The organism is Bacillus sp. AC266 (genome assembly GCF_979253805.1).
This window is the reverse complement of sequence record NZ_CEEDEC010000002.1, coordinates 13,418-37,933: the sequence shown is the minus strand read 5'-3', so window position 1 is coordinate 37,933 and position 24,516 is coordinate 13,418. Positions and strand designations below refer to the sequence as shown.

The window sequence follows — 24,516 nt, the reverse complement described above, 5'->3', positions numbered from 1 at the left end:
AGGTGATTATTATGGAAGAAGTATTACACATAAAAAACGTCTCAAAAGTGTATGAAGGAAAGGTCCCTCATACTGCTTTAAAAAATATAAATTTACATGTAGATAAAGGAGAATTTGTTGCTATCATGGGACCATCTGGTAGCGGTAAATCTACATTTTTAAACGTTATCTCTACAATTGACTCCCCTACTTCTGGTGATGTCGTGATTAATGGAAAAAAACCGCACACATTTCGTAGAGAGAAACTAGCTATTTTCCGTCGCCAAGAGTTAGGGTTTGTTTTCCAAAACTTTAACCTATTAGATACACTAACAATCGGTGAAAATATCGTACTGCCTTTAACTTTAGATAATGTTCCTTTAAAAGAGATGGACGAAAAACTCGATAACATTTCAAAGAAACTTGGAATTGATCATATTTTGGACAAGCGTATTTTTGAAGTTTCTGGAGGACAAGCACAGCGTACCGCGGTAGCACGCGCTGTTATTCATCATCCGTCACTTCTACTTGCGGATGAACCGACAGGAAACTTAGATTCTAAAGCAGCAATTGATGTAATGGAGCTATTTACGAAATTAAATAAAGAAGAGGATGCCACAATTTTAATGGTTACTCACGATCCGTTTGCAGCAAGTTATTGTAACCGCGTTATTTTCATTAAAGATGGTGGGCTTTACAATGAATTACACCGCGGACTATATCGCGAGAAATTTTATCAAGAAATATTAGATGTTTTAGCATTATTAGGAGGAAGGCGTGGATGACGTTTTGGCAATTTGCATTTAAAAATGTCTCGCGTAATTCTAAAGCATATTTTGCTTATTTTGTAAGTAGTGCTTTTTCTATCATGGTTTTCTTTTCATTTACTGTATACGCGTATCATCCACGCTTACAAAATGTACAAAGCTTTCAAGATCGAGATCCTCTAATGAACTTAGCTAGTACAGCACAGCTTGTGATTGTTATGTTCTCGTTCTTCTTTCTCTTATATTCAATTGGAACATTTTTAAATGTACGGAAGCAGCAATTCGGGATACTCACGATTCTCGGTATCTCACAGAAACAATTAAAAAGACTGTTATTTACTGAAAACATGATAATCGGGATATTGTCCATCTTTATCGGTATACAAGGTGGCCTAGTGTTCTCTAATTTTTTCTTATTAGTCACTTCAAAATTAACAAGTGCGAAAGGTCTCTATTTATATTGGCCAACAGAAGCGATTATCGTGACAACCGTAACGTTTATCATTTTATTTTTAATCGTTTCTACATTTACACCTATGTTTATTCGGACTCGTAAAACAGTCCATCTTATTAAAGGGAACAAGAAAGTGACAGCCGAAAAAAGGCCGTCTATACTCATTTCGATATTTGCTTTAACTTGTTTAGGGTTATGTTATTATATTGCTGGTTATCCACAAGGCTACGTAACCGAAAAAAATGTGCAAAACGGATCTGTCTTCTTTATTATATTATCTATTTTGCCACTCGTAGTAGTCGGAACATATTTTTTCTTTTCACAAACATTTCTTCTTTTTATCTATATTTTAAAGAAGCGTAGAAAGTTTTATTTGAAACAAATAAACATGTTATGGATTTCAGACTTAGTTGCTCGTACCCGTAGTAATATTAATGTACTCTTTATCGTTTCTATGCTATCTGCGCTTGCATTTACGATTATTATCGGACTATTTGCTGCGAATAATAATACAAAAGCGTCGATACTAGAGCGATATCCTATTCCCTTCACATACAAATTAGAAGGGGATCATTCCCTTGAACGAAAGCACGTTAATACTATTGAATCCGAACTTTCCAATGCTCATTTTCAATATAAAAAATATAAATTTACGCTTTTAAAAGATAATGCTTCAAAAGAAGAGATTGTAATTATGAAAATGAGTGATTATAACGAAATTGCTAAGCAGTTAAAGAGACCTACAATCACCCTTGATTCAAAAGAAGTTTACATTATTTCTGGCTATTCACCAGAGCTATTAAACCTTGTATCAAATCCATTTGTAAAACAAAATACAATTACGCTTGAATCCAATAAAAAGGAGTTTTATATAAAGGGATTTATTAACAAAGGAATAGCACCACCATTTGCATTAGCAAATTTAGTTATTATGCAAGATTATGCAATCGATACTATGATTCCTCATATTGAAACCATTACAGTTTATAATTACTTCGTGGATAATTGGGAAAATGCAATTATTCCAACGAAAAATATATTAAAAAGTATTAGTAATGACACCGAAAAATATTATGAGGCACATAAAGACGATAAGCATGCATCTCCCGTCCCTTTTAATATTTATACAGCTACTGATGAGTTACTCCATAATAAAGGAAATGCAGTTGCTCAATTCTTTATTTGGGCATTTCTTGGCTTTATCTTCTTTATCGGTGCGGCTAGCGTTTTATACTTCCGTATGTATAACGACTTAACGAATGAAAAACAAAAGTACATTACGATTACAAAACTGGGCTTAACTGAATCAGAAATGTTTCGCTCCGCAACGATTCAATTAGGAATTTTATTTTTCGTTCCTTACATCGTTGCTGGTGTTCACACGTTATTTGCGGTTAAGTTTTTACAAAGCATGTTTTCTTTCTCGTTACTAAAAGAGTTACTGATTGTACTCACCTTTTTCGGGATTATCGAGATTATTTTCTTTTTCTTAATCCGCTCTCTGTACATTAATAAATTATCACAGCATATAAAAATATGAATAAAATAGCCTTGTGCATATTGCACAAGGCTATTTTCAATAGTTTTTAAATAATTAGCAGCAATATCCACCATAGCCGCCGCCATAACCGCCGTAACCACCATAACCGCCGCCGCCTCCGCCGAAGCAGCTAGCACCGATAATGATTAATAAAATAAACAATACGATTAGAAGCGCAAAACCGCCGCCGCAGCCACGTCTACGGTCGCAATCATCATGCCTGCGGTTACAATCATCATGTCTGTGTTCACACTTTTCGCTCATTACTCTATTCCTCCTTTAGTATCATTCATAACAAGATCGTCTTGCTCTAAATGAGGGGATTCCATTTATATTATGTTTTCAGGGCAAATAGGAAGCTTGGCACTCCTAAAAACGGGCTTGTTTCATGAAAAGAGCCCCAACACAAAAAGAGGATACCTTTAAATAGGCACCCCCTTCTTCTAAACAAACATATTAAGTAAAAGCGCAAAGCCGAATGCAATAAATGATAACAATGTCTCCAGCACCGTCCACGTTTTAAACGTTTCTTTTACTGTCAAACCTAAATACTCTTTTACAAGCCAGAATCCTGCATCATTTACGTGAGAAAACATTAATGAACCTGCACCGGTTGCAATAACGAGTAATTCTAAATTTACACCAGACATGTGCTGAATAACCGGTGAAACAATTCCAGCTGCTGTCGTTAATGCTACAGTAGCTGAACCTGTTGCAATTCGGATTAATCCCGCTACCATGAACGCTAAGACGATTGGTGATAATGAAATGTGTTCTGCCATTTGAGCGATGGCTGTTCCAACGCCGCTTTCAATTAATATTTGTTTAAATCCACCGCCTGCACCAATTATTAAAATAATGGAACCGACAGGTAGTAAACTTTCATCTGTTAATTTTTTAATCATCTTTTTATTAATTCCTTGTTTTATACCAAGCAAATAAAACGCTGCGAAACATGAAATAAGTAAAGCGATTACCGGACTTCCCACAAATACTAAAAATTCAGTTATTTTTTTCGGTAATGAAATATATGGTGCGACTACTGATAAAATCATTAAAACTACTGGCAGTAAAATAATAAAAAATGAAACTTTACGACTCGGTAAATCAGTTGATACTGTCGTAACTCGAACAAGCTCCGGTTCATTTTCAGGTATAACCCTCTTATGTACCCACTTTGCAAATACCGGTCCTGCGATAATTGCTGTTGGTAACGCGATAATTAATGAATACAATAGTACCTTTCCTAAATTCGCATTATAAATACCGATTGCTGTCATCGCACCTGGATGCGGTGGCACTAGCCCATGTACAATCGATAATCCAGCAATAACAGGTAACGCAATTAATAATATATTTTGCTTCGTCGTTTTTCGAATTGAAATAACAAGTGGTAATAAAATGACGATTCCCACTTCAAAAAACACTGGAATACCTATAACAAATCCGGCGAATAACATAGCCCAAGGTAATTTTTTCACCCCGAAGAATCGAATGAAGAAATCTGCTACTTGCATGCCAGCCCCTGAATCAGACATCATTTTCCCTAAAATTGTTCCGAGAGCCAAAATACCAACTAAATGCCCTAGTACACTACCAACACCAGTTTCATAGGCAGTAACAATTTTGGTCAAGTTCAACCCAGACATAATAGCTAAAAATAGACTAGCAACTGTTAAACTAATAAACGCATGCCATTTCCACCATGATACTCCTAAAATAACAATTGCGATCGCAATTAACGTGACGATTAATAAGTATATATCCATATCCCATTCCCCTTCGATATGAAATTTTTTTACAAAAAAAGAGGGAATTGGTCCCTCTTCATTTTTTACACATCATAATTTACAACGTAATGCTGCATTTCCGTATTGTAGTAGCCTTCACTATATTCAATTACTTCGCCAACTTCATCGTAAGAATAGCGCATACGTTTTAATAACGCTGTTCCCTCTTTTTCTCCTAACACTTCTGCAACGAAATTAGGCGCAAATCCAACAGCGAATTCATCTCTGAAGTTTTCTAAATGTATACCACGGTCCTCGACTAGATCATAAAGCGATTGTAAGTCAAAGTCCGCTAAGTCTGTACTTGCCATTTGTGCTGAGAAATAGTGCGTATAATGAATGTACGGAGTATCATTTAAAGCATATAGACGCTCAATACGAAAACTCTCTTTACCAAACAAACGAAATGGTACTGTTCCTTCTTCATTATGAACCACTTCTGCCTTTAGCAATTTCTTTTGTACTTTATAGCCTTCTTCCACTAACACTTCTGTAAATTTCTTTCCCTTTGAAAGCTTTGTCGCAGAAGTATTTCGAATGACTTTCGTTCCTTTACCACTTTTCTTTTCTAAATATCCTTCTTGAACGAGTTCTTTAATTGCATTTCGCACTGTAATTTTACTCACTTTGAACTCTTCTTCTAATTGTGGTTCAGAAGGAATATTTGTATGAATGGCATAAACACCATGTAATATTCGATCACGAATAATATTTTTAATTTGTAAATATAATGGACCTCTTTTTCTCGTTACGTTCACCGTTACACCCACTACCTTTCTACATCACCTACTGATGCCGTCATTGCCCGAAGTATATCTTTCTCTGATGACATTGGCGTATCACCGACGATTGTATGTGCAAGCATTCCAGCTGCTGACGCAAATGAAACAGCTTTCTCTGGTGCAAACTCTTCTATCTCGCCATGAATAATTCCGCTCGTATAAGCATCTCCAGCACCTATTCTATCATATACAGAAAACGTAAGTGTTTTGGCAAAAGTGAACGTTCCATCTTTACATATGAATCCGCGAAGTGAGTGTGTATTATCGCTATTAATAGAACGATGTGTACCAGCAATTGTAGCGATATTATATATTTCAGCGACTTTTGGAATAAGATCAACAAGCTGTGCTTCTCGCTCTGTCTCTTCCGTTTTCATTCCGAGAACAAACATCGCATCTTTTTCATTCATCATTACAATATCGGCAAAGCCTAGCATTTCTTCATAATGAGGTTTCGCCTGTTCATACCCATCTTCTCCCCAAAGCGATGGACGATAGTTGCAATCGAAAACGACAGTGCCTCCATTTTCTTTAACTGCCTTCGCCAAAGATTTCATATGATGGCGCACAGTATCATTCATCGCAAGGGTAATTCCGCAAAAATGAACGATATCAATTTCTTTAGCTATTTTTTCAAACTGGTACATCTCTTCAGACGCCGTATTGAAACTACTTTCTAATCGGTTAGAATACGTAACGCGGCTTGCACGTGCGCCAAATCCATTTTCCAAAAAGTACATGCCCACATATTTACCGCCTCTTGAAATAAACGGTGCTTGAATCCCTAGTTTTTGAATGTGCGATACCGCCGCATCTCCAACCGAATTTTCCGGTAAAGTTGAAATAAGAAAACCTTCATGACCTAGATGAGAAAGTGCTGCTGCAACGTTCACACCTGTACCTGAAAATGAGTAATTTAATGAGTTTGCTTGCGACAGCAATTCATACCCTGGCACTTGCAGGCGCATCATTACTTCACCGAATGCTGCAATTTTCTTACGCATATTGATCAACTAACTTCTTCACGACCGCTAGTAATTCACGAACATCTTCTGTTTTCGTATTGCCAGTTTCTTTATCAATAATAGAAGAGTACACGTGCGGGATAACTTGCTCTACATTTGCCTCTAATGCAATACGTACAATTGTTTCAAAGTTCTCTTTATCAATTCCGCCTGTTGGCTCTAATGCAAATCCTTCTTCCGCACATGCTTTCGCAACAGCGCGATATTCTTCTTCATGAGCCAAGCCTTTCATTGGGAAGTATTTCAATGAATTCCCGCCCATATCACGTACAAGTGCGATTGCTGTTTTAATTGGAACGATTGCTTTTTCTTCCCCAGCCGCACTAATTGGGCCAGTAGAAATATTTACGTAACCTACTTTTCCTGTTGGTGATACTAAACTATTAATCCAGCTATCTTTGCCGCCAAGATTTGCGCGCGTCGCTCCTACTGAAGGGAACACTTGGTTAATATGACTACCAGGATAATGCTTCGCAATTTCAGCTACAACTGCCGCTTGGCGATTATCTCCTGCTCCAAGTCCGATTGATACAGCGTCATCAATTTCTTTTCCGTATGCTTTCATCGCAGTTACTGCTTCTTCTACTGTTGGATAATCTTTTGATAACACTCCAACGACTACATAACCTTCTGCTGCTTCAAAAATGTTTTTCGCATTTCGGGTATTGTTCGCTAATACATTTAATGCTACGCGGCCTTTATAAAAACGTTTTTGAATGTTTGTCATTTTAATTTCCCCCTATAATTCCTCTCATTTTTTCTTCAATCACATGTATGTCATCATCTTGAAGTGGACGTGGATCAATATCAAAGAACCCTTGTCTTACTCCGTAATCACGTGTGTAAATTGCGATTTCCCCTTCGCGTAATGCCGTCACAACATCTTTTGCTGATTTATTTAACTCTTTCTCGTTAATATGAATACGCGCTCTAAAAATCGCTCTTCCTGCCTCATCTTGAACGATCGTTACATTTATACCGTTTAATTCTTTTAGCGGCATAAGTACTTGTAATAACTCTTTTTCTTGTTCACTCTTATCTTCTTTTACTCCGTACTCATCAAGCGCTTGAAGTAAACCGAAAGTTGTTTCTTTCCCAACTTTCATACTTCTACCGCTGCAATGTAATTGCACTTTCAGCCACTCAATATATTTTTGTTTCCCTCCGACAATACCAGAAGTAGGTCCTTCAATTGCCTTTGAACCGCTATAAATGGCTAGGTCTGAATACTTCACGTATTTTTGAATGTCTTCTTCAGCTGCTGCATCAACGATAAGTGGTACATTATTTCGCTGTGCTACTTCCCACGCTTCTTCAACAGAAATCATATTTTTTTGTACTGCATGATGGGATTTTACATACAGAATCGCAGCTGTATTTTCGCCGATTGCATCTTCAATATGTTCCGCTTTCCCTTCATTTGCGTAACCTACTTCAACGAGCTTACCGCCGCCTAAATAAATCATCGTTTCAACAGGAGCACCGTATTGAACGTTATGACCTTTTAACATAATCACTTCGTTTTTCAGGATTACCTCTTGATGAAGTCGTTCACTCTTACGACGATTTCCTTCTGTAACAATACCAGCAATAGAAAGCGCAATTCCACTCGATGCTGAGTTCACAACGACCGCTGCCTCTGAATCTAAAATTCTCGCAATATGGTCTCCCGCTTTATCTACTAAATCGGCAATTTCCACATAATTTTGTCCACCATGTTTCATCGCATCCATGACTGTATTTGTCGGAGCGGATACACCTAAAATACTCATTCTACCGCTCGCATTAATAACTCTTTTTAATCCGTACTTAGCATTCAATGAATGACCCATTAATTACAACCCCTTTCGTATCAATTCTTCTTTCAGCAATGCGCTGATCCCCTTCTGAATCAATTAACGTAATCGGTTCATCTTTCACCGTAAACAAAGTTAAGTTTGCAATATCCCCTACTTGAATACGGCCAAGCTCTGGTTTCTTCAGCCACTCTGCCGCATTTTTCGTAACTGCATCAATTACTTCTTCTAGCGGATACCCTAAGTAAAGGAATTTCGAAAGAACGTTAGCCATACTGTAAACTGGACCGTGTATACGATTCTTCCGGTAAATATCTGTACTAATTGTATTAAAGGCAATACCGTAACGCTTCGCTGCCTCTGCTACTTTAAAAGAAAAACTAGCATTACCGTGACCAACATCTAAATGCACACCGCGTTTCAATGCATCTAATAACACAGATATCGGTTTTCCTTCTTCATCAAATAAATTATTTTCTTTCCCGTTTAAGTAATGTGTAATGACATCATCTTTTTCTAAAAGAGGTACAACTTCCTCTATACGTGGAGGAGCTGAACCGATATGTACCATAATCGGCAATGATGTTTCACGAGATAAAGAGCGCGCTACGTGCAGCGGTTCAATTCCGCTATCACAAACGACACTTTTACTCATTCTCGCTTTTAATCCAACGATTACATCTTTATACTTTTCTACTGCATCTATTACTTTCTCTTTATCTATCCATTCCATATTGGATAATTCATCAATTCGTTTCAAACCGATGCGAGAAATATTTAAAAAGGCAAATAAATTCGTTTTTGCCTGTTCTCTACTTAATACTAAATCCGCAATGCGATCAGCCCCGCAGCTTCCCGCATCAACAATTGTCGTTACCCCTTGCTTAACGCCAATTTCATCTACCTCATCGCCATACGGATCAAACTCTGGAAAAGCATGAACGTGCAAATCAATCCAGCCACTCGATACGTAAGTACCTGAGTAATCAAGAACCTTTCCACCCTCGCCAGCACCAGCTTTCGTCACCTGTGCGATTTTATTATTTTCAACTACAATGTCAATCTCTTCCCCGTTCACACGCTTCACATTACGTAGCACGAATCGTTCTGTCATTGTATTTCCACCCTTTTCTATAAGAAGCCATAAGAATACGCTTACATTAAAGTTTCATTTTATATCTCTTTCACATATTTAGAGTATCACGAAAAAAAAGAAAAGTAAATATAACGTTATAATGTTTAATGGTAAATAAAAAAACAATCCACAAAATGTTGATAGTACAGGAAATTATATCAATGATTCGACAAGGAATATCGATTTACCGACAAAAAACGGCAATCTATTTCTTATATGCCAAAAGACTGACCCAAAACGGACCAGCCTTTTTCTCTATTCCTGAACAGTCACAATAACCCCATCCATATTGTTCCCGGAAATTTCATACTGCTTATTTACTGGAACATTCACGTTCATACGATCTGAAACTTTATAATAAGAAACCGTATATTTCTTACCTTCAACCTCAGTTGAAACTTCTTTTTCCTCTTTTAAGAAGTCCAAATATTCCTCTAACGTAATCTTCTTTTTTTGCATAATTGCGCTATGTGGTAAGCCGACATAACGTATGTGCCACGGCTCATATTGAATGCCCGTAATATCACTTTTATTTTTCGGATAACGTAAAACAAATCCGTGCTTCCATACGTTCTCTTCAATCCATTTTCCTTCAGGAGCTTTCTCCATTTTCTTTTGAGTAGACCCAACGTCGAGTGATAACCCTAAATTATGTTCACTATATCCTGCTGGAAGTGCATAATCCGATCCCATTTCTTTATATAATTTACTTTGTTCTTGAAAATCTCGGTAACCGCTACTCATTAAGAAATGCTGTACTCCATCTTTCCCAGCTGCATCGACAACGTTCAAAAACTTTTTTACAACACCCTCTGATAAGCGAAGATTTCTATCAAATATTACATAGCCTCTTACTAATTCACTATTGTGATTTACATTGACAATATCGGACCTAACACTATCTTTTTTAACCGGATAATCTTTATTAACTAATAATAGATCACCTTTATAAATTTGTTCCTCTGTAACCTCTATCTTTTCAGTGTTCACGGCTTTTACTTTGTAATCTTTTTCTGCAATTTTAACATCAATCTCCTTTTGAAATACTGGTGATATATAAAAGCCTACACATGCTGTACATACTATAAAAAGAGAAATAAATACCCACTTTTTCATTTCTAGTTCCTCCTTAACGTAACTTACGTATAGAATAGAAAAAACTATTAAAATAAAAAGTGGGGTAAAGTTTAAATTTTTATTAAATTGCTTTGCTCTCTTCTTTTGGTAATCTCACTTCAAATATCGTTCTAATTACGTTACTTTCAGCAGAGATGGTCCCATCATGCTGCTCGACAATATTTTTCGCAATAAATAACCCAAGGCCTGTACCACCTTGCTGCTCTGATCTTGCCTTATCACCTGTATAAAACATATCAAAAAGATACGGTAAATCTTCTTCTGGGATACTATCTCCGTAATTTATAATTTGTACTACTATCTCTTCACTCTCAATATATCCGTTCACATCAACAAACTTTCCATCGTATCCATAGCGAATCGCATTCGTTAAAAGATTTTCAAATACTCGAGCTAACAATTTCCCGTCACCGTTAATAGGTAAATGCGAATCCATATTCAATCTCGCTTCTAAACCTTTTTTTTCTAATAACGGATATAATTCTTCATCTAACTGTATAAGTAATTCACTTATATCAATTGGTCTTTTTTCAATTTGCAACATGCCATAATTCATTCTCGTTATTTCAAATAATTCATCAATTAAGATTTCAAGCCTTTCGGATTTCGTAAAAGCAATTGTGGAAAAATGTTTAATTTGTTCCTTCGTCAAATTCTCATCTTTAAGAATTAAATCTAAATACCCTAAAACAGATGTTAGCGGCGTTCTTAAATCATGAGCTAAGTTGACAATGAGCTGATCTTTACTACTTTCCGCAAAGTCTCCTCGTTCAACCGCTTCTTTTAATTTTTCACTCGCTACATTAATTTCGCGTGCGATATATCCAAACTCATCATTTGATGAAACACGAACTTGATTTGAAAAATCTCCGTTCGCAAGATGATGAATCCCGTTCGAAATCTCATCAAAATATTTTAAATACGGTCTAGTAAGGAAGAAGAAAAACATAATGGACAGAGGAATAAATACAATTAAAAAGAAATTAATGTCCCCAATTTGTCTTACCATTGAACGAAATTGGGCTAAAGGATCCTCATAACGAACTGCTAATTTATAATAGAGACGTAGCCCCTCATAAATTAAATACGTTACGCCACCAGCTAATATCATACTTAACGCAAATAGCATAATCATCTTCGAGCGAAAGCTTCTCATCGTTTTAGCCATTGAAAGTATAACCTACCCCCCACACTGTTTTTATTAACTTATCCTTTCTTTTATCTTCCCCAAGCTTTTTTCGCAAAGTACGGATATGTACCATAACTGTATTTCCACTTTCGTAATACCCTTCAGCCCATACTTGCTGAAAAATATTTTCCACACTGTACACTTTCTTCGGATGACTTGCTAATACATATAAAATATCAAATTCTTTTGGTGTTAATTCAATCGGCTCTCCGTACACATTTACTGTTCTTCGCTCAGGATCAATAGCGACTCCGCCTATTTCTAAAGCAGATTTATTCTCCGCTACTTTTGGCTGATTTAACGTAAGAAATCTACGCAGTTGTGCATTTACACGTGCAACTAATTCAATCGGTGTAAAAGGTTTCGTCATATAATCATCTGCGCCTAATACAAGACCTGTCACTTTATCAAAATCAGATGTTTTCGCACTTAAGAAAATGATTGGCATGTGGTGCTTGCCGCGAATCTGCCTCGTCACTTCATATCCATCCATTTTCGGCATCATAATATCTAAAACCACTAAGTCAATTGGCTGCGTTTGAATAATATGCATGGCTTCTTCTCCATCAGCTGCTTTAACGACGTGGTAACCCTCTTTTTCTAAATGTATCTCAATTAAATCAGCAATTTCCGCTTCATCATCAGCTATTAAAATTGAAATGCGCTTCATTTTAGTCCCCCTACTTTATTCTGTTTTCATACGCTCGATTTTAAACTAGTCTATCCAATTTGTACACTAAGAAAAGGCTACCCGTAAGAGTAACCTTGATAAATGAAATTATATCGGCGATTTTTTAAATATATCGACTTACCGAAAATTAACGACAAAATCATCCCGCTATTTGCAGGTAGTCAGTACTAATAAAAGCTCCCATTCATCGCTCAAAAATAATCCGCTGCTTTGTTATTTCTTCCAACCTGCCTCGATCTACTTCATACTCACGTTCAATACTTTGCGGTACCCTTACTTTTCCGCCTTCAAGCATCACTTCTGGTGAAATAATATCCCTCTCCCAATGTCTACTAGAAGCAGATATATCTCCAGGAATCGTAAAGTTTGGCAATGAAGCGAGTGCAACATTTTGAGCTCGTGAAATCCCCATTTCTACCATTCCACCGCACCAAACTGGTATGTTATGCTCCATACAATAATTATGGATTTGAACGGACTCTGTTAATCCGCCCACTCGCCCTGGTTTAATATTAACGACGCGGCAACTGCCAAGCGTAATCGCAACACGTGCGTCTTCTAAACTATGGATGCTTTCATCTAAACAAATCGGTGTTTCAATTTTCTTTTGCAGTTGTGCATGATCCAGAAAATCGTAATCCGCTAAAGGTTGTTCAATCATCATAAGCCTAAATTCATCTAGTCGTTTCAACTTCTCCGTATCCGCTAATGTATAAGCTGAATTTGCATCAGCCATTAACGGGATGTTCGGAAACTCTTTGCGAATTTCTTTCAGTAATTCGTAATCATGTTCTGGCTTTATTTTCACTTTAAAGCGCTCGTATCCTTCTTCCGCGTACTTCTCGATTTGTTTTAACATAACGGGAATTGTATTGATCCCAATCACAACGCCGACTTCAATTTCAGACCTATTTCCGCCAAGCAATATCGCTAACGACTGCTTTTGACGCTTCGCATATAAATCCCAAACAGCACCTTCAATTCCGGCCTTTGCCATTCGGTTTCTCTTTATATGTTTGAACAAAGACGGTACTTCATTCGGATGAGAGATTTCAGCTTTCAATAAATCTAGTAATAAAAAATCCTGAAGTACATGCAGCGCTGTCTTCACCGTTTCTTCCGTATACCACGGTTCAGAAAATGCAACGACTTCACCAAAACCAATGTATCCATCTGTATCTTCTAATTCAATGACGATACTTTCACGCTTTTCATAAGTCCCGTAACTTGCCGCAAACGGGATAATGAGCGGCATTTCCGTTATATAAAGTGTCGCTTTTTTTATTTCCACCTACATCTCCTCCACTAATTGTCTTAACTCTCGTCTTAACAATTTCTTCGAAGCATTTCGTGGTAATTCCTCTAAGAAACATGCTTTCTTCGGCACTTTATATTTCGCTAATTTCTCTTCGCAAAAACGAATAATTTCTTCTTCTGTTACGTCTCCACTTTTTACAACAAAAGCAGCTGGTACTTGTCCCCAACTTTCGTCAGCCATACCGACAACACCCGCTTCTACTACCGCCGGATGAGAGAGCAATACTTCTTCAATTTGAGCTGGATATATATTTTCCCCGCCAGAAATAATTAAATCACTGCGGCGATCTAATACGTATAAAAATCCTTCTTCATCTAAATAACCGAGGTCACCAGTATGAAGCCATCCGTTTTTAATTGTCTCACTCGTCGCATCTTCACGGTTAAAGTAGCCACCTGTTACGTTCGGTCCTTTTACTACAATTTCTCCTTCAGCACGTGGCGGCACAACTACGCCGTCTTTTTCAATACGAAGCTGACACTGAAATAGTGGTTTTCCGGCTGATCCTACTTTCGTTAACATGTAATCTGCTGTTAACGTACAAATTTGCGATGATGTTTCTGTCATACCGTACGTTTGATACACAGGAATTCCTTTTTCCACACATGTTTCTAATAACGGCTTCGGTGCTGGTCCTCCCCCAAGTAACATGCATCGTAAAGAAGATGGATATATACCTTCGCCAAGTCGTTCTAATAAATCTGTTAGCATTTTAGAAACGACAGAAATAATCGTAACGCCTCTCGTTTGAAGTGCTTTATGAATAAAATTAGCATCATATTTTGGAACGAGTAAAATGCGCATACCGTACATAATATTTTTCATTAAAAGAGATAACCCGCCAACGTGGAACATTGGCATACAAGCTAACCAACAATCATCATCACGAAGCCCTAAATTAAACGAAGAACCGACTGCACTTGCCCAGTGGTTACCGTACGTTAAAATAACGCCTTTCGGTTTCCCTGTCGTCCCTGACGTATAAATAATTGTCATCGCTTCTTCTAAAGAGAATTCTTCTTGTATAAATGCTTCCGCCTTCGGTCCTTGCATCACTTCAGCAAATGAACGTACTGGAACATTTTCCGTCTCAAACTCTTGATCCGTCACTAAACAAACAACTTCCGCATCACCCATTTGCCAAAGTAGCTCTTCTCTTGAAAGACGCGTATTTAAAAGCACAGCTACTGCACCTATGTAAGATAGGGCGTGAATAACTGTAATCATCTCCATACCATTTTTCATCAGAACAGCCACCTTTTGCGCCCGCTTCACTCCTACATGCGTGAGGTATTCACAAACAGATACTACTTTTTCATGCAGCTGCACGAAAGTAACCTTCTCCTCTTCAATTTCAATTGCAGTGCGATCAGGTGTTAAAAATGCACGTTGCATTAACCAATTCGGCATCGTCTCCATCACTCATTCTCCTTTCATGAAAGAAAGAGACCTGATATGACATCAAGTCTCTTAGTTGTTTTGTTTCCGGTGTGATCTTTTGGGAGCATCTCACATTGTGTGCGAGCTGCTTCCGCTTTTGATCTCATCCAGCTGCGCCTCCTAGCCCCTTCCGTCTAAGAACCTTCCGCACGAGAAAGTAAAAAACACTTTCTGTGCGAAAGAACCTTAGCCTACGGGGCTAAACAGTCGGCTCCGCTTTTAAAACATCCAGCTACAGCGGCTAGAACAGTCGGTCGTTTCACGCCTTCCTACGAGGCAAAAAGCGCCTCTACGTCAGGAGTTCCAACGCCCTCTTGTTCTAAGCGAGCCGCTTCCGCTTTTGGTTTCATCCAGCTACAGCGGCTAGAATGTTCGGTGGCTTCACTTCTTCCTACGAGGCAAAAAGCGCCTCTTTGTCAGAAGTTGCATCCCCCTCACATTCTAAGCGAGCCGCTTCCGCTTTTGGTTTGATCACGGGAAACGAGGGAATTGACCGAAGTCGGGACTGCGTTTTTCTTTGAACGCGTCGCGGCCTTCTTTTGCTTCGTCAGTTGTGTAATACAATAACGTTGCATCTCCAGCTAGTTGTTGAATACCAGCTAAACCGTCTGTGTCTGCGTTGAATGCAGCTTTTAGGAAACGAAGTGCCATTGGGCTGTTTGCTAAAATTTCTTGTGACCATTGTACTGTTTCTGCTTCAAGTTCTTCTAATGGTACTACTGTGTTTACTAAGCCCATATCAAGTGCTTCTTGTGCACTATATTGACGGCATAGGTACCAAATTTCACGAGCTTTCTTATGGCCTACCATACGAGCTAAATAACCAGCTCCGTATCCACCGTCAAAGCTTCCTACTTTAGGACCTGTTTGTCCGAATACAGCGTTGTCTGCAGCGATTGTTAAGTCACATACGATATGAAGTACGTGTCCACCACCGATTGCATAACCTGCTACCATTGCGATAACCGGTTTAGGGATTGCGCGAATTAGACGTTGTAAGTCTAATACGTTTAAACGTGGGATTTGGTCGTCACCTACATAGCCACCATGACCGCGAACTTTTTGGTCGCCGCCAGAACAGAATGCACGTCCACCTTCACCTGTTAAAATGATAACGCCAACATTTGCATCATCACGAGCGTGTGCAAAAGCATTGATTAACTCCATTACCGTTTTAGGACGGAATGCATTATGTACTTCAGGGCGGTTAATCGAAATCTTTGCGATGCCATTGTATGTTGAATAAATAATATCTTCGTAATTGCCTTCTTTTACCCATTCAATAGTCATTACTATTACCTCCTTTTATATTTCTGATCTCCGCTATAAGTGCAACTTCCTTCTTGCTGAAAAAAGTATCACTGCATAGTTTTTAGAAATCCCTTTACTATTGTATCAAACTTTTCCGGTTGTTCCACATGAATTGCATGGCCAGCCCCATCAATTTTGACAAATTTCGCATGAGGGATGCATTTTTCGATGTTTTTTAATATGCGAAAGAACTTTTCATCGCTTTCTCCATTCAGTAAAAGGACAGGCATTTTTAGGTTTTGCAATTCGTTCCACCATGAAGGCTGAGCCCCTGTTCCCATGCCGCGAAGACTATTTGCAAGTCCTTTTGGATTATTAGCAAGTCGTTCTTTTCGCACCGCTTCTTTTACGCTTTGCACTAAACGTTTTTGCGTTTCAAATAGCGGAATATTTCCCCACATCGATACAAAACTTCGGATACCTTCTTGCTCAATTTTATCGGCAAGTCGTTCATCTTTTTCCTTGCGTTCTTTTCGCTCCTTTGCACTCTCAAGTCCAGCTGTACAGTTTTCTAAAAGAAGCGAACGCACATATTCTGGATATAAGCATGCCATCGTAATCGCAAGTCTACCACCCATTGAATAGCCAAGTATGTGCGCATTTTCAATATGAAGATGATCCAGTAGTTCTTTCATTTGCAGTGCCACATTTTGAATATCATAATGCGTCACATCTCCAGGACTTTCCGTTTTCCCGTGTCCAACGATGTCTACTAGAATGACTTGAAACTGCTCGCTCCAAGAAGGAATAAAGGAACCCCACGTTTCCATGCTTCCCGTAAAACCATGAAGAAGTAGAAGTGGTTCCCCGCTTCCGGCTACTTCATATTCATACGATACACCTTGCAATTTTACTTTCATTTTGATTCACCTTGCAAAGATGTAGTAATAACGTCCATTGTTTTTGCCCATAGTTCACGATGTAATTTCAAGTTTTCTTCGCGATTCGTACAAATTTCCACAACGTGTAATCCATTCGTTTTCGTTCCAGTTTGTACTTCTTCTCGGAAGTTTTCCCAACCATTTACACGGCTAAATGAACCACCATACATTTTGACAACATGTTCATAATCAAGCCCAATTGGTGTTCCAAATAATGATTCGAAATGTTCCTTTTTCTCGTATTGTGGTAAGAATGAGAAAATACCTCCACCATCATTATTTACAACAACAATCGTTATATTTAACTCATGTAGTTTCGCGGCTAATAGTCCGTTTAAATCGTGATAAAATGATAAATCACCGATTACTAATACGAGCGGATCACAAATAATACTCGCTCCTAAAGCTGTTGAAATGATTCCATCAATACCATTTACACCGCGGTTCGCCATTACTTGAATGTTTTTATCCGATGTGAAGAAAAATGAATCGGTATCGCGAATTGGCATACTATTACTCGCAAATAACGTTGCCCCTTCTGGTAATACACTTACAATATCCGTAATTACTTTTCCTTCAAATGCCGTTTCATATGTTTCCATCTCACGAAGCGTTTCTCTCGTTTTCTCGTTTATATGTTTCCACGTTCCGAACCAATCATTCTTTTTCATAACTGGCATTTTCTCTAATAATGCTCTGCAAAATTCACTGTCACTAGCTTGTACAACTTCTGTCGCAACTAGAGCTGGATCTCTCCATTGTCCAGATTCATCGACAACGATATGAACAGCTTTCGTTTGTTTTTTGATGAACTGCGTTAATGCTTTAGAGACAGGCATTCCTCCGAAACGAATTAAAACATTCGGCTTCCACGTTTCTTTTAACAATTCATTTCGTAAAAATGTATCGTAACAATCTATAACCATCGTTTTATCATGATTACCACTACGGAGGTTAGAAAGTGGATCTGCTAAAATTGGATACCCTGTTTTCTCAGCTACCTTCATAACAACTTCTGTTATTTCTGGATGACTGCCGTCTCCACAAATAATAAGCCCCTTTTCCATATGTGAAAGGCGCCCTACAAGAGAATCTACATATTCACTCGGCATCGTCACGTTCCCTTGCTGAACTACTCCTGTATATTCACCACGCCCTTTATCCCATAAACTTTCTAATGAGAAATCCGGTATAAGCGGCTCGCGAACTGGAAAATTAAGATGAACAGGTCCTTGCGGCGCTAGAAGTGCGCTTGCTATCGTACGCTGCGTTGTCATTCGAGCGTAATGATACATTGCTTCACTCGCTTCAGGAAGTGCCATCTCTGTAAATTGCTTCACAAAAGTACCGTATAAATTAAATTGATTCATCGCCTGTGGTGCACCCACATCTCTTAATTCATGCGGTCTATCCGCTGTTAATACGATAAGCGGCACTCGTGAATGAAACGCTTCACATACAGCTGGATAATAGTTCGCTGCTGCCGTCCCTGACGTACATAATAGCGCAACAGGACGTTTTTTTGCTTTCGCAATACCGAGCGCAAAAAATCCTGCTGATCTTTCGTCTACATGTAAATATGTTTTCATTCCCTCATGTTGTTCCATTAGTAAGGCAATCGGCGTTGACCGTGAGCCAGGACTAATGACAACATCACATACATTTAGACGCGTCAGTTCGTCCACGAACGCGCCTAAATAATATGATAATGCTTCTATATGATTGTTCATTTCATTAATTCCTCCAAAGCACCAAGCATCGGTCTAAACTTCAAACTTGTTTCTTCATATTCAAGCTGCGCTACTGAATCAATTACGATACCACAGCCGGCAAACAAGGATGCCTTCTCGCCATTTAATAATCCGCAGCGAAGTGCAACCGCAAATTCACCATTTCCTTCATCATCTATAAAGCCAATTGGTGCACCATATAATCCTCTATCTAAAAGCTCTACATCACGAATTAATTTCAACGCCTCATGACGAGGTGTACCACCAAGAGCTGGTGTTGGATGTAATTCTTCTACCATCGTTAAAAGACTTGCATCACCATTTGCTTCTACTGGCGTATATAAATGGATTAAATTTTTCGTCGTTAATAAGCCTGGGCTCTCCGGAATATTAACAGATTCGCAATGCTCACTTAGCACACCTCGAATCATGTTAACTACATAACCGTGTTCAGCCAAATTCTTTTCATCATGAAGAAGCGTCTCACCATTTTGTTTACTTTCTTCTATAGAATTGCCATGACCAATTGAACCAGCAAGGCACATCGATGTGAACTTCTCGCCTTCTTTTCGAATCAATCGCTCAGGTGTCGCCCCTAAGAAGCATGCTCCTTTATAATCAAAAGAAAATACGTAACAATCCGGTTGCCCAATGCGAAGCGCTTCTAAAACAAGAACGGAATCAATATGCTGATCCATCGTTAATTTTAGCTCCCTTGCTAATACAACCTTCTGCACGTTCCCTTGCTTCATTTCATCTTGCACTTTTCCAATCGCGTTCATCCAGCCAATCGGATCAACTTCTACTTTAGAAGTAACTGTTAATTTTGATCCTACTAGTGCACATTTACTCTCTTGTAAAATTCTCTCTTCTACAGAAATAATTTCGTTATAAAGAGTTTCTGCACAATCTTCAGCTGAAACGAACTGATTAATCGTTAACCACGCCTTTTCATTTTTTACAGTTAATAAAAATGCTGGTAGTGAAAATGTGGTATCATCAAATTCTTTCCAAAGATTCGTTTTTTCTTTTTCTTGGTCAAATGAAAATCCACCAAATAAAAGAGGACCTGTTCCAAATTCGTATCCTTCTCTTTGTACGAATGCTTTCTCTTTTACTTTATCCCACTCGTCACGAGCAGTTTGAAAGCGTTTGTGAGAAGAATTTGCTATAGTGAAAACAGAGCCAATTCCAGCAAATATTACATGCTGAGCTGGGTCTGCAAAATAACATCTATTTTCGAATGCGATCCTTTTTCCTGCTGCATAAAACAGAAGTGGATCCACCCAATCTATTTGTTTTACAAAACTAACTAATGTTTTTTCATCAGTCGTACGCTTAATAGCTGTAACAAGAACTTCTTGTAAGCCTTTTCGTTTCGTTTGAATCACAATTGTCTCCCCCCTATGGGCGAAAAATAGTCATAATTACGCTTGATTTTAAGATACACCTCAAAGGAAAGGCCTGTCAACGTTTAGCATTTCTGAGAAATTCACCTTCTCTTCCTAGAAAATAAACGTTGACACTAAATGATGCTTTTTCTACACTTAATTGTGTACAATATGTGACCAAGGAGGATTCAACATGGAAATGAACGTCGAAACGAATTCCTCTCCTACGGCGCCAAAGCCAAGTAAACAAACAGGCTGGCGAATTTGGTGGAGTTTATTACGTCCCCATACATTAACAGCAGCTTTCGTTCCTGTTTTCATCGGAACAGCTTTTGCAATGCAGGTCGGAGGTATAAATCAAATACATCTTCCTCTTTTCTTTATGATGCTTCTTGCTTGCCTTCTCATTCAAGCAGCAACGAACATGTTTAATGAATACTTTGATTATAAAAGAGGACTCGATCATGAAGGTTCAGTTGGAATCGGAGGTGCTATCGTCCGCGATGGCATTAAACCAAAAACCGTGCTTAACTTAGCATTCGGATTTTTAGGCATCGCAACGCTATTAGGTGTTTATATTTGTATGAACTCTAGCTGGTGGCTTGCTGCAATCGGTCTTGTTTGTATGGCCGTTGCTTACCTTTACACTGGTGGCCCCATTCCAATTGCGTACACACCATTTGGAGAGCTAACAGCAGGATTATTTATGGGTGTCATTATTATTGGTATTTCATTCTTTATCCAAACAGGGGCAGTAACATCAGAAGTGATTTTATTATCTATTCCAAGCTCCATTTTAATTGGTGCAATTTTACTATCTAACAATATTCGTGATTTAGATGGTGATAAAGAAAATGGTCGTAAAACGTTAGCAATTCTCGTTGGACGCGAAAGAGCCGTTGGTGTACTTGCTTCTATGTTTATCGTTGCCTACATTTGGACAATCGCTTTAATCATCGTTAACATCGTATCACCATGGATGCTTATCGTATTCTTAAGTGTACCGAAAGCATTTAAAGCGACGAAAGGCTTTATCGGCAAAAGCATTCCAATGGAAATGGTACCTGCGATGATTTCAACAGCAAAAACAAATACAATTTTCGGTCTCCTAATGGGAATCGGATTATTGCTTGGATACTTCCTATAAAGTGAAACTTTAATCAGTGGGGGTTTTGTTCATCACCCACTGATTATTAGCCCTCACCAATCGGGCGTTTACGGGTAGCCCGACTCCCACCTAACTTCTTTGCTCCAGCCAAATTCTAAGGTGGGAGTTTTACTGCCCAGCAAATAGCGGGATAGAAAGGAGCTGCTTATGCGGCTCCTTTTTTCATATACCGACTTCCCGGCTGAAATTCATCTCATAATTCCTACTCTCAACGCTCATACTATGTAAAGAAACTGAATTGTAGGAAGGTGGACGACTATGTTAACTCCACAACAAATAAATCAATTTAAATCTATTCTAGAAAAACAACAGCAAGAAGTTGAACAAACGATACAAACTCATGAAGATGAAAACCGTGCATCTGAACGTGATTCAGTAGGAGAATTGTCTAGCTATGACAACCATCCAGGTGATATGGCTACAGAATTGTACGAACGTGAGAAAGATTTCGGACTCATCGAATTTTGGCATAAACAGTTAGAAGATACGAAACATGCTCTGCAAAAAATTGAAGCTGGTACGTACGGAATTTGCGAAGTGTCTGGTGAGGAAATTCCATTTGAAAGATTAGAAGCAATGCCAACTGCTACAACGTGTATTCAGCACACTACAAATAAATTAGATATGAAGGCGCGCCCAGTTGAAGAAGAGGTGCTAAATTCTTCTTTTCATAAGCACGACGAAGATCATTCTGTAGAGTACGATGCTGAAGATGCTTGGCAAGACGTCGCAAATTACGGAACATCAGAAACACCATCCGATTTAGAAAGACAGGATTCAAAAAACTATAATGGCATGTACGTAAATAGTGAAGAAAATGTTGGGTATGTAGAGGATTTCGAAAACTTTATTGGAACAGATATGTATGGAAAAAACCCACAAGTTTTCGCAACAGAAGAACATGAAGAATATGAACAATTGCTTGATGACTCTGAAGAACGAACCTTTAAAGGTGAATTATCTTCAGATGAGTCTGGTTCTAAAGCATAAAAAAAGCATTCCGAAATTCGGAATGCTTTTTTTCGCTAGCTAATTAGTTTTTTGTAACGTTAGCTGCTTGTGGTCCGCGGTTTCCATCAACGATTTCGAAAGAAACTTCTTGACCTTCTTCTAAAGTTTTGAAGCCGTCGCCTTGAATAGCTGAGAAATGTACGAATACGTCTTCTCCGCCTTCAACTTCGATGAAGCCAAAACCTTTTTCGCCGTTAAACCATTTAACTTTACCTGTTTGCATGTCATGTACCTCCTAAATAAAAATGAAACTATGAATCCACATGAAAAGGTGGATATAAAGGACATGAATGTATAACAAGCTTACAGCCTTTAATACAACGTGCTTTATTTCCGTACCACATTATGTAGCTCAATAGTGTTCTCACTATATCATGCTATATCAAAAACGTCAAATGAGAACACTTTCTTCCCATCGTTTTTTATAATCCTAGTATAACCTTAAATTCTCATTCTATTTTTATTCAAAAATTAACAAAACTACAGTATTCTAATTTCTTTAATTTTTGTACAATATAATTACTACATATGATGAGGTGAAAAAATGCAAGCACATGAAATCGAGTATAAGTTATATGGCGATGATATGCAGTTTGTTGAAATTGAATTGGATCCAGAAGAAAGCGTTGTCGCAGAGGCTGGCGCAATGATGATGATGGAAGATCATATCGAAATGGAAACGATTTTCGGTGATGGTTCTGGACCATCTAGTGGTCTATTCGGTAAATTAATGGGCGCAGGTAAACGTCTCGTTACGGGTGAAAGTATGTTTATGACTGTATTTACAAATACAGGTCATGGCAAACGACACGTATCATTCGCCGCTCCTTATCCTGGAAAAATTATTCCTGTTGATTTAACAGAATATCAAGGAAAAGTAGTCTGCCAAAAAGATGCATTTCTTTGTGCCGCAAAAGGTGTTTCTATCGGAATTGAGTTTACTAAAAAAATAGGAACTGGTTTCTTCGGTGGTGAAGGTTTCATCATGCAGAAACTTGAAGGTGATGGTCTAGCTTTCATGCATGCAGGCGGAACTGTATATAAGCGCGAATTAAAACCTGGCGAGAAACTTCGCATTGATACAGGTTGTCTCGTTGCAATGACGAAAGATGTTAACTACGATGTTCAATTCGTTGGAAAAGTAAAAACAGCTCTATTTGGCGGCGAAGGTTTATTCTTCGCAACGCTAGAAGGTCCTGGAACGGTTTGGATTCAGTCCTTAACACTTAGCCGCTTAGCAGCACGCCTTACAAGCCCAGCAGCTCAAAGCAGCGGTGAAGGCAGCGTTTTAGGCGGACTTGGTCGCCTTTTAGATGGGAAAGAATAAATAGTGTCCTTCTGGGGCCTTAGCCATCAACTTAAGAGAATGAATAAAATTAAAACACCCTTTCATAGTACTGCATGAAAGGGTGTTTTAATTTACGTCTACAAACAACAACACGTTGGTTGAGGAGTTACGCATACTAGGTGAAAAATTCCGAAATGAATTTTCCAAATCATCAGTCCATGAGGTTAGATAATATGTCCAGACATAATGCTGTCCTCGTTTTTTCTCCATTTTGGTTCACCTCGCATTATTTAGATAAAATCTGCCTTAAGCTAACGGGCAGGTTAGTTTAATAAGGTAATATTTGGATTAAGATAGATATAAGTAAAAAATTAATAAGGTTTACTTCAGTAAAATAAGGTATATTATATTGGTTGAATAGATTCTCTTTAAAGACAAGAAAAGTAGGTGAACAAAGTGGGAAAATATCAATTGGATTACAAAAGTCAGGTAGCTGTGGCAAAGTTTCATGAAAAACAGACGCCTGCCAAATTTGATAAAAAGCAGCAACTTGAAAAATTGCGTGCGGAGTATTTGAAAAAAAAGCAAAAACAAACAGATAAATAACACGTTACATTTTCCCTAATTTTCTGTATATGGTGCAAACAAACACAAGAAAATAGGTAAGTTATTCATCGTTCAAATATATACAGG

General features: G+C 38.2%; 23 protein-coding genes. 6 read left to right on the top strand and 17 right to left on the bottom strand.

Annotated elements, in window-relative coordinates:
• The first annotated feature begins 11 nt into the window (after positions 1-11).
• Positions 12-764: an ABC transporter ATP-binding protein gene (locus AC0IXC_RS07610; protein WP_000393251.1), complete on the top strand. Its 753-nt coding sequence runs from the start codon at positions 12-14 to the stop codon at positions 762-764.
• Positions 761-2,740, top strand: coding sequence for an FtsX-like permease family protein (locus AC0IXC_RS07605; protein WP_471652786.1), 1,980 nt, complete (start codon positions 761-763; stop codon positions 2,738-2,740). Before AC0IXC_RS07610 ends, AC0IXC_RS07605 begins: the two co-directional genes overlap by 4 nt.
• Before the next feature lie 54 nt (positions 2,741-2,794).
• Here AC0IXC_RS07605 and AC0IXC_RS07600 read toward each other — a convergent pair whose 3' ends face one another.
• From AC0IXC_RS07600 to AC0IXC_RS07525, 16 genes are all read right to left on the bottom strand, one after another.
• On the bottom strand, positions 2,795-3,004 hold the full coding sequence (locus tag AC0IXC_RS07600; RefSeq protein WP_353825578.1) for a YjcZ family sporulation protein: 210 nt from the start codon (positions 3,002-3,004) through the stop codon (positions 2,795-2,797).
• A gap of 179 nt (positions 3,005-3,183) precedes the next feature.
• On the bottom strand, positions 3,184-4,509 hold the full coding sequence (gene gntP, locus AC0IXC_RS07595) for a gluconate permease GntP (RefSeq protein ID WP_002167483.1): 1,326 nt from the start codon (positions 4,507-4,509) through the stop codon (positions 3,184-3,186).
• A 65-nt stretch (positions 4,510-4,574) separates the two neighbouring features.
• Positions 4,575-5,300: a GntR family transcriptional regulator gene (locus AC0IXC_RS07590; protein WP_471652785.1), complete on the bottom strand. Its 726-nt coding sequence runs from the start codon at positions 5,298-5,300 to the stop codon at positions 4,575-4,577.
• Positions 5,300-6,316 carry a sugar kinase gene (locus AC0IXC_RS07585; protein ID WP_471652784.1) on the bottom strand — a complete coding sequence of 339 codons (1,017 nt, stop codon included), beginning with the start codon at positions 6,314-6,316 and terminating at the stop codon, positions 5,300-5,302. The genes AC0IXC_RS07590 and AC0IXC_RS07585 overlap by 1 nt, the downstream gene beginning before the upstream one ends.
• Positions 6,309-7,064, bottom strand: a complete 756-nt coding sequence (gene dagF, locus AC0IXC_RS07580; RefSeq protein WP_002143558.1) for a 2-dehydro-3-deoxy-phosphogluconate aldolase — start codon at positions 7,062-7,064, stop codon at positions 6,309-6,311. Before dagF ends, AC0IXC_RS07585 begins: the two co-directional genes overlap by 8 nt.
• A 1-nt stretch (position 7,065) precedes the next feature.
• Positions 7,066-8,169 (bottom strand): DgaE family pyridoxal phosphate-dependent ammonia lyase, encoded by a 1,104-nt coding sequence (locus AC0IXC_RS07575; protein ID WP_353825580.1) that lies wholly within the window; start codon positions 8,167-8,169, stop codon positions 7,066-7,068.
• Positions 8,147-9,247: an amidohydrolase/deacetylase family metallohydrolase gene (locus tag AC0IXC_RS07570; protein WP_353825581.1), complete on the bottom strand. Its 1,101-nt coding sequence runs from the start codon at positions 9,245-9,247 to the stop codon at positions 8,147-8,149. The genes AC0IXC_RS07575 and AC0IXC_RS07570 overlap by 23 nt, the downstream gene beginning before the upstream one ends.
• A gap of 276 nt (positions 9,248-9,523) precedes the next feature.
• Positions 9,524-10,384, bottom strand: a complete 861-nt coding sequence (locus AC0IXC_RS07565; RefSeq protein WP_215590300.1) for a M15 family metallopeptidase — start codon at positions 10,382-10,384, stop codon at positions 9,524-9,526.
• A gap of 82 nt (positions 10,385-10,466) precedes the next feature.
• Positions 10,467-11,573: a HAMP domain-containing sensor histidine kinase gene (locus AC0IXC_RS07560; RefSeq protein ID WP_088031443.1), complete on the bottom strand. Its 1,107-nt coding sequence runs from the start codon at positions 11,571-11,573 to the stop codon at positions 10,467-10,469.
• Positions 11,566-12,264: a response regulator transcription factor gene (locus tag AC0IXC_RS07555; protein WP_002015820.1), complete on the bottom strand. Its 699-nt coding sequence runs from the start codon at positions 12,262-12,264 to the stop codon at positions 11,566-11,568. The genes AC0IXC_RS07560 and AC0IXC_RS07555 overlap by 8 nt, the downstream gene beginning before the upstream one ends.
• A gap of 205 nt (positions 12,265-12,469) precedes the next feature.
• Positions 12,470-13,576, bottom strand: a complete 1,107-nt coding sequence (menC, locus tag AC0IXC_RS07550; RefSeq protein ID WP_215588568.1) for an o-succinylbenzoate synthase — start codon at positions 13,574-13,576, stop codon at positions 12,470-12,472.
• Positions 13,577-15,022 carry an o-succinylbenzoate--CoA ligase gene (locus AC0IXC_RS07545; RefSeq protein ID WP_215590301.1) on the bottom strand — a complete coding sequence of 482 codons (1,446 nt, stop codon included), beginning with the start codon at positions 15,020-15,022 and terminating at the stop codon, positions 13,577-13,579. It lies immediately after the preceding gene.
• A 492-nt stretch (positions 15,023-15,514) separates the two neighbouring features.
• A complete protein-coding gene (gene menB / locus AC0IXC_RS07540; RefSeq protein ID WP_002034513.1) occupies positions 15,515-16,333 on the bottom strand; it encodes a 1,4-dihydroxy-2-naphthoyl-CoA synthase in 819 nt (272 codons plus the stop codon).
• 68 nt (positions 16,334-16,401) lie between these two features.
• A complete protein-coding gene (gene menH / locus AC0IXC_RS07535) occupies positions 16,402-17,214 on the bottom strand; it encodes a 2-succinyl-6-hydroxy-2,4-cyclohexadiene-1-carboxylate synthase (protein WP_471652783.1) in 813 nt (270 codons plus the stop codon).
• Positions 17,211-18,965, bottom strand: a complete 1,755-nt coding sequence (gene menD, locus AC0IXC_RS07530; protein ID WP_193652262.1) for a 2-succinyl-5-enolpyruvyl-6-hydroxy-3-cyclohexene-1-carboxylic-acid synthase — start codon at positions 18,963-18,965, stop codon at positions 17,211-17,213. Before menD ends, menH begins: the two co-directional genes overlap by 4 nt.
• Positions 18,962-20,356 carry an isochorismate synthase gene (locus AC0IXC_RS07525; RefSeq protein WP_471652782.1) on the bottom strand — a complete coding sequence of 465 codons (1,395 nt, stop codon included), beginning with the start codon at positions 20,354-20,356 and terminating at the stop codon, positions 18,962-18,964. The genes menD and AC0IXC_RS07525 overlap by 4 nt, the downstream gene beginning before the upstream one ends.
• Before the next feature lie 193 nt (positions 20,357-20,549).
• Between AC0IXC_RS07525 and AC0IXC_RS07520 the strand changes: the two genes are divergently transcribed.
• Positions 20,550-21,503 (top strand): 1,4-dihydroxy-2-naphthoate polyprenyltransferase, encoded by a 954-nt coding sequence (locus tag AC0IXC_RS07520; RefSeq protein ID WP_002015811.1) that lies wholly within the window; start codon positions 20,550-20,552, stop codon positions 21,501-21,503.
• 279 nt (positions 21,504-21,782) lie between these two features.
• Positions 21,783-22,514 carry a yteA family sporulation protein gene (locus tag AC0IXC_RS07515; protein WP_002034523.1) on the top strand — a complete coding sequence of 244 codons (732 nt, stop codon included), beginning with the start codon at positions 21,783-21,785 and terminating at the stop codon, positions 22,512-22,514.
• Positions 22,515-22,557: 43 nt separating this feature from the next.
• On the opposite strand, the gene cspD is transcribed toward AC0IXC_RS07515, so the two are convergent.
• Positions 22,558-22,758: a cold-shock protein CspD gene (gene cspD / locus AC0IXC_RS07510; protein WP_001193051.1), complete on the bottom strand. Its 201-nt coding sequence runs from the start codon at positions 22,756-22,758 to the stop codon at positions 22,558-22,560.
• Between the two features lie 321 nt (positions 22,759-23,079).
• Here cspD and AC0IXC_RS07505 point away from each other — a divergent pair, with 321 nt between their 5' ends.
• Both AC0IXC_RS07505 and AC0IXC_RS07500 read left to right on the top strand, forming a co-directional pair.
• Complete coding sequence (locus AC0IXC_RS07505) at positions 23,080-23,862, top strand: TIGR00266 family protein (protein WP_215590304.1); 783 nt, start codon at positions 23,080-23,082, stop codon at positions 23,860-23,862.
• 417 nt (positions 23,863-24,279) lie between these two features.
• On the top strand, positions 24,280-24,429 hold the full coding sequence (locus AC0IXC_RS07500; protein ID WP_000521653.1) for a hypothetical protein: 150 nt from the start codon (positions 24,280-24,282) through the stop codon (positions 24,427-24,429).
• Positions 24,430-24,516: the final 87 nt, after the last annotated feature.

What these genes read in the sequence shown, in the direction of transcription:
- AC0IXC_RS07605 (WP_471652786.1), top strand. Translation starts at nt 761, where the DNA reads ATGACGTTTTGGCAATTTGCATTTAAAAATGTCTCGCGTAATTCTAAA.
- cspD (WP_001193051.1), bottom strand. Translation starts at nt 22,758, where the DNA reads ATGCAAACAGGTAAAGTTAAATGGTTTAACGGCGAAAAAGGTTTTGGC.
- AC0IXC_RS07555 (WP_002015820.1), bottom strand. Translation starts at nt 12,264, where the DNA reads ATGAAGCGCATTTCAATTTTAATAGCTGATGATGAAGCGGAAATTGCT.
- AC0IXC_RS07515 (WP_002034523.1), top strand. Translation starts at nt 21,783, where the DNA reads ATGTTAACTCCACAACAAATAAATCAATTTAAATCTATTCTAGAAAAA.
- AC0IXC_RS07570 (WP_353825581.1), bottom strand. Translation starts at nt 9,247, where the DNA reads ATGACAGAACGATTCGTGCTACGTAATGTGAAGCGTGTGAACGGGGAA.
- dagF (WP_002143558.1), bottom strand. Translation starts at nt 7,064, where the DNA reads ATGACAAACATTCAAAAACGTTTTTATAAAGGCCGCGTAGCATTAAAT.
- gntP (WP_002167483.1), bottom strand. Translation starts at nt 4,509, where the DNA reads ATGGATATATACTTATTAATCGTCACGTTAATTGCGATCGCAATTGTT.
- menH (WP_471652783.1), bottom strand. Translation starts at nt 17,214, where the DNA reads ATGAAAGTAAAATTGCAAGGTGTATCGTATGAATATGAAGTAGCCGGA.
- menD (WP_193652262.1), bottom strand. Translation starts at nt 18,965, where the DNA reads ATGAACAATCATATAGAAGCATTATCATATTATTTAGGCGCGTTCGTG.
- AC0IXC_RS07600 (WP_353825578.1), bottom strand. Translation starts at nt 3,004, where the DNA reads ATGAGCGAAAAGTGTGAACACAGACATGATGATTGTAACCGCAGGCAT.
- AC0IXC_RS07545 (WP_215590301.1), bottom strand. Translation starts at nt 15,022, where the DNA reads ATGGAGACGATGCCGAATTGGTTAATGCAACGTGCATTTTTAACACCT.
- AC0IXC_RS07585 (WP_471652784.1), bottom strand. Translation starts at nt 6,316, where the DNA reads ATGCGTAAGAAAATTGCAGCATTCGGTGAAGTAATGATGCGCCTGCAA.
- AC0IXC_RS07565 (WP_215590300.1), bottom strand. Translation starts at nt 10,384, where the DNA reads ATGAAAAAGTGGGTATTTATTTCTCTTTTTATAGTATGTACAGCATGT.
- menB (WP_002034513.1), bottom strand. Translation starts at nt 16,333, where the DNA reads ATGACTATTGAATGGGTAAAAGAAGGCAATTACGAAGATATTATTTAT.
- AC0IXC_RS07610 (WP_000393251.1), top strand. Translation starts at nt 12, where the DNA reads ATGGAAGAAGTATTACACATAAAAAACGTCTCAAAAGTGTATGAAGGA.
- AC0IXC_RS07520 (WP_002015811.1), top strand. Translation starts at nt 20,550, where the DNA reads ATGGAAATGAACGTCGAAACGAATTCCTCTCCTACGGCGCCAAAGCCA.
- AC0IXC_RS07560 (WP_088031443.1), bottom strand. Translation starts at nt 11,573, where the DNA reads ATGGCTAAAACGATGAGAAGCTTTCGCTCGAAGATGATTATGCTATTT.
- AC0IXC_RS07575 (WP_353825580.1), bottom strand. Translation starts at nt 8,169, where the DNA reads ATGGGTCATTCATTGAATGCTAAGTACGGATTAAAAAGAGTTATTAAT.
- AC0IXC_RS07505 (WP_215590304.1), top strand. Translation starts at nt 23,080, where the DNA reads ATGCAAGCACATGAAATCGAGTATAAGTTATATGGCGATGATATGCAG.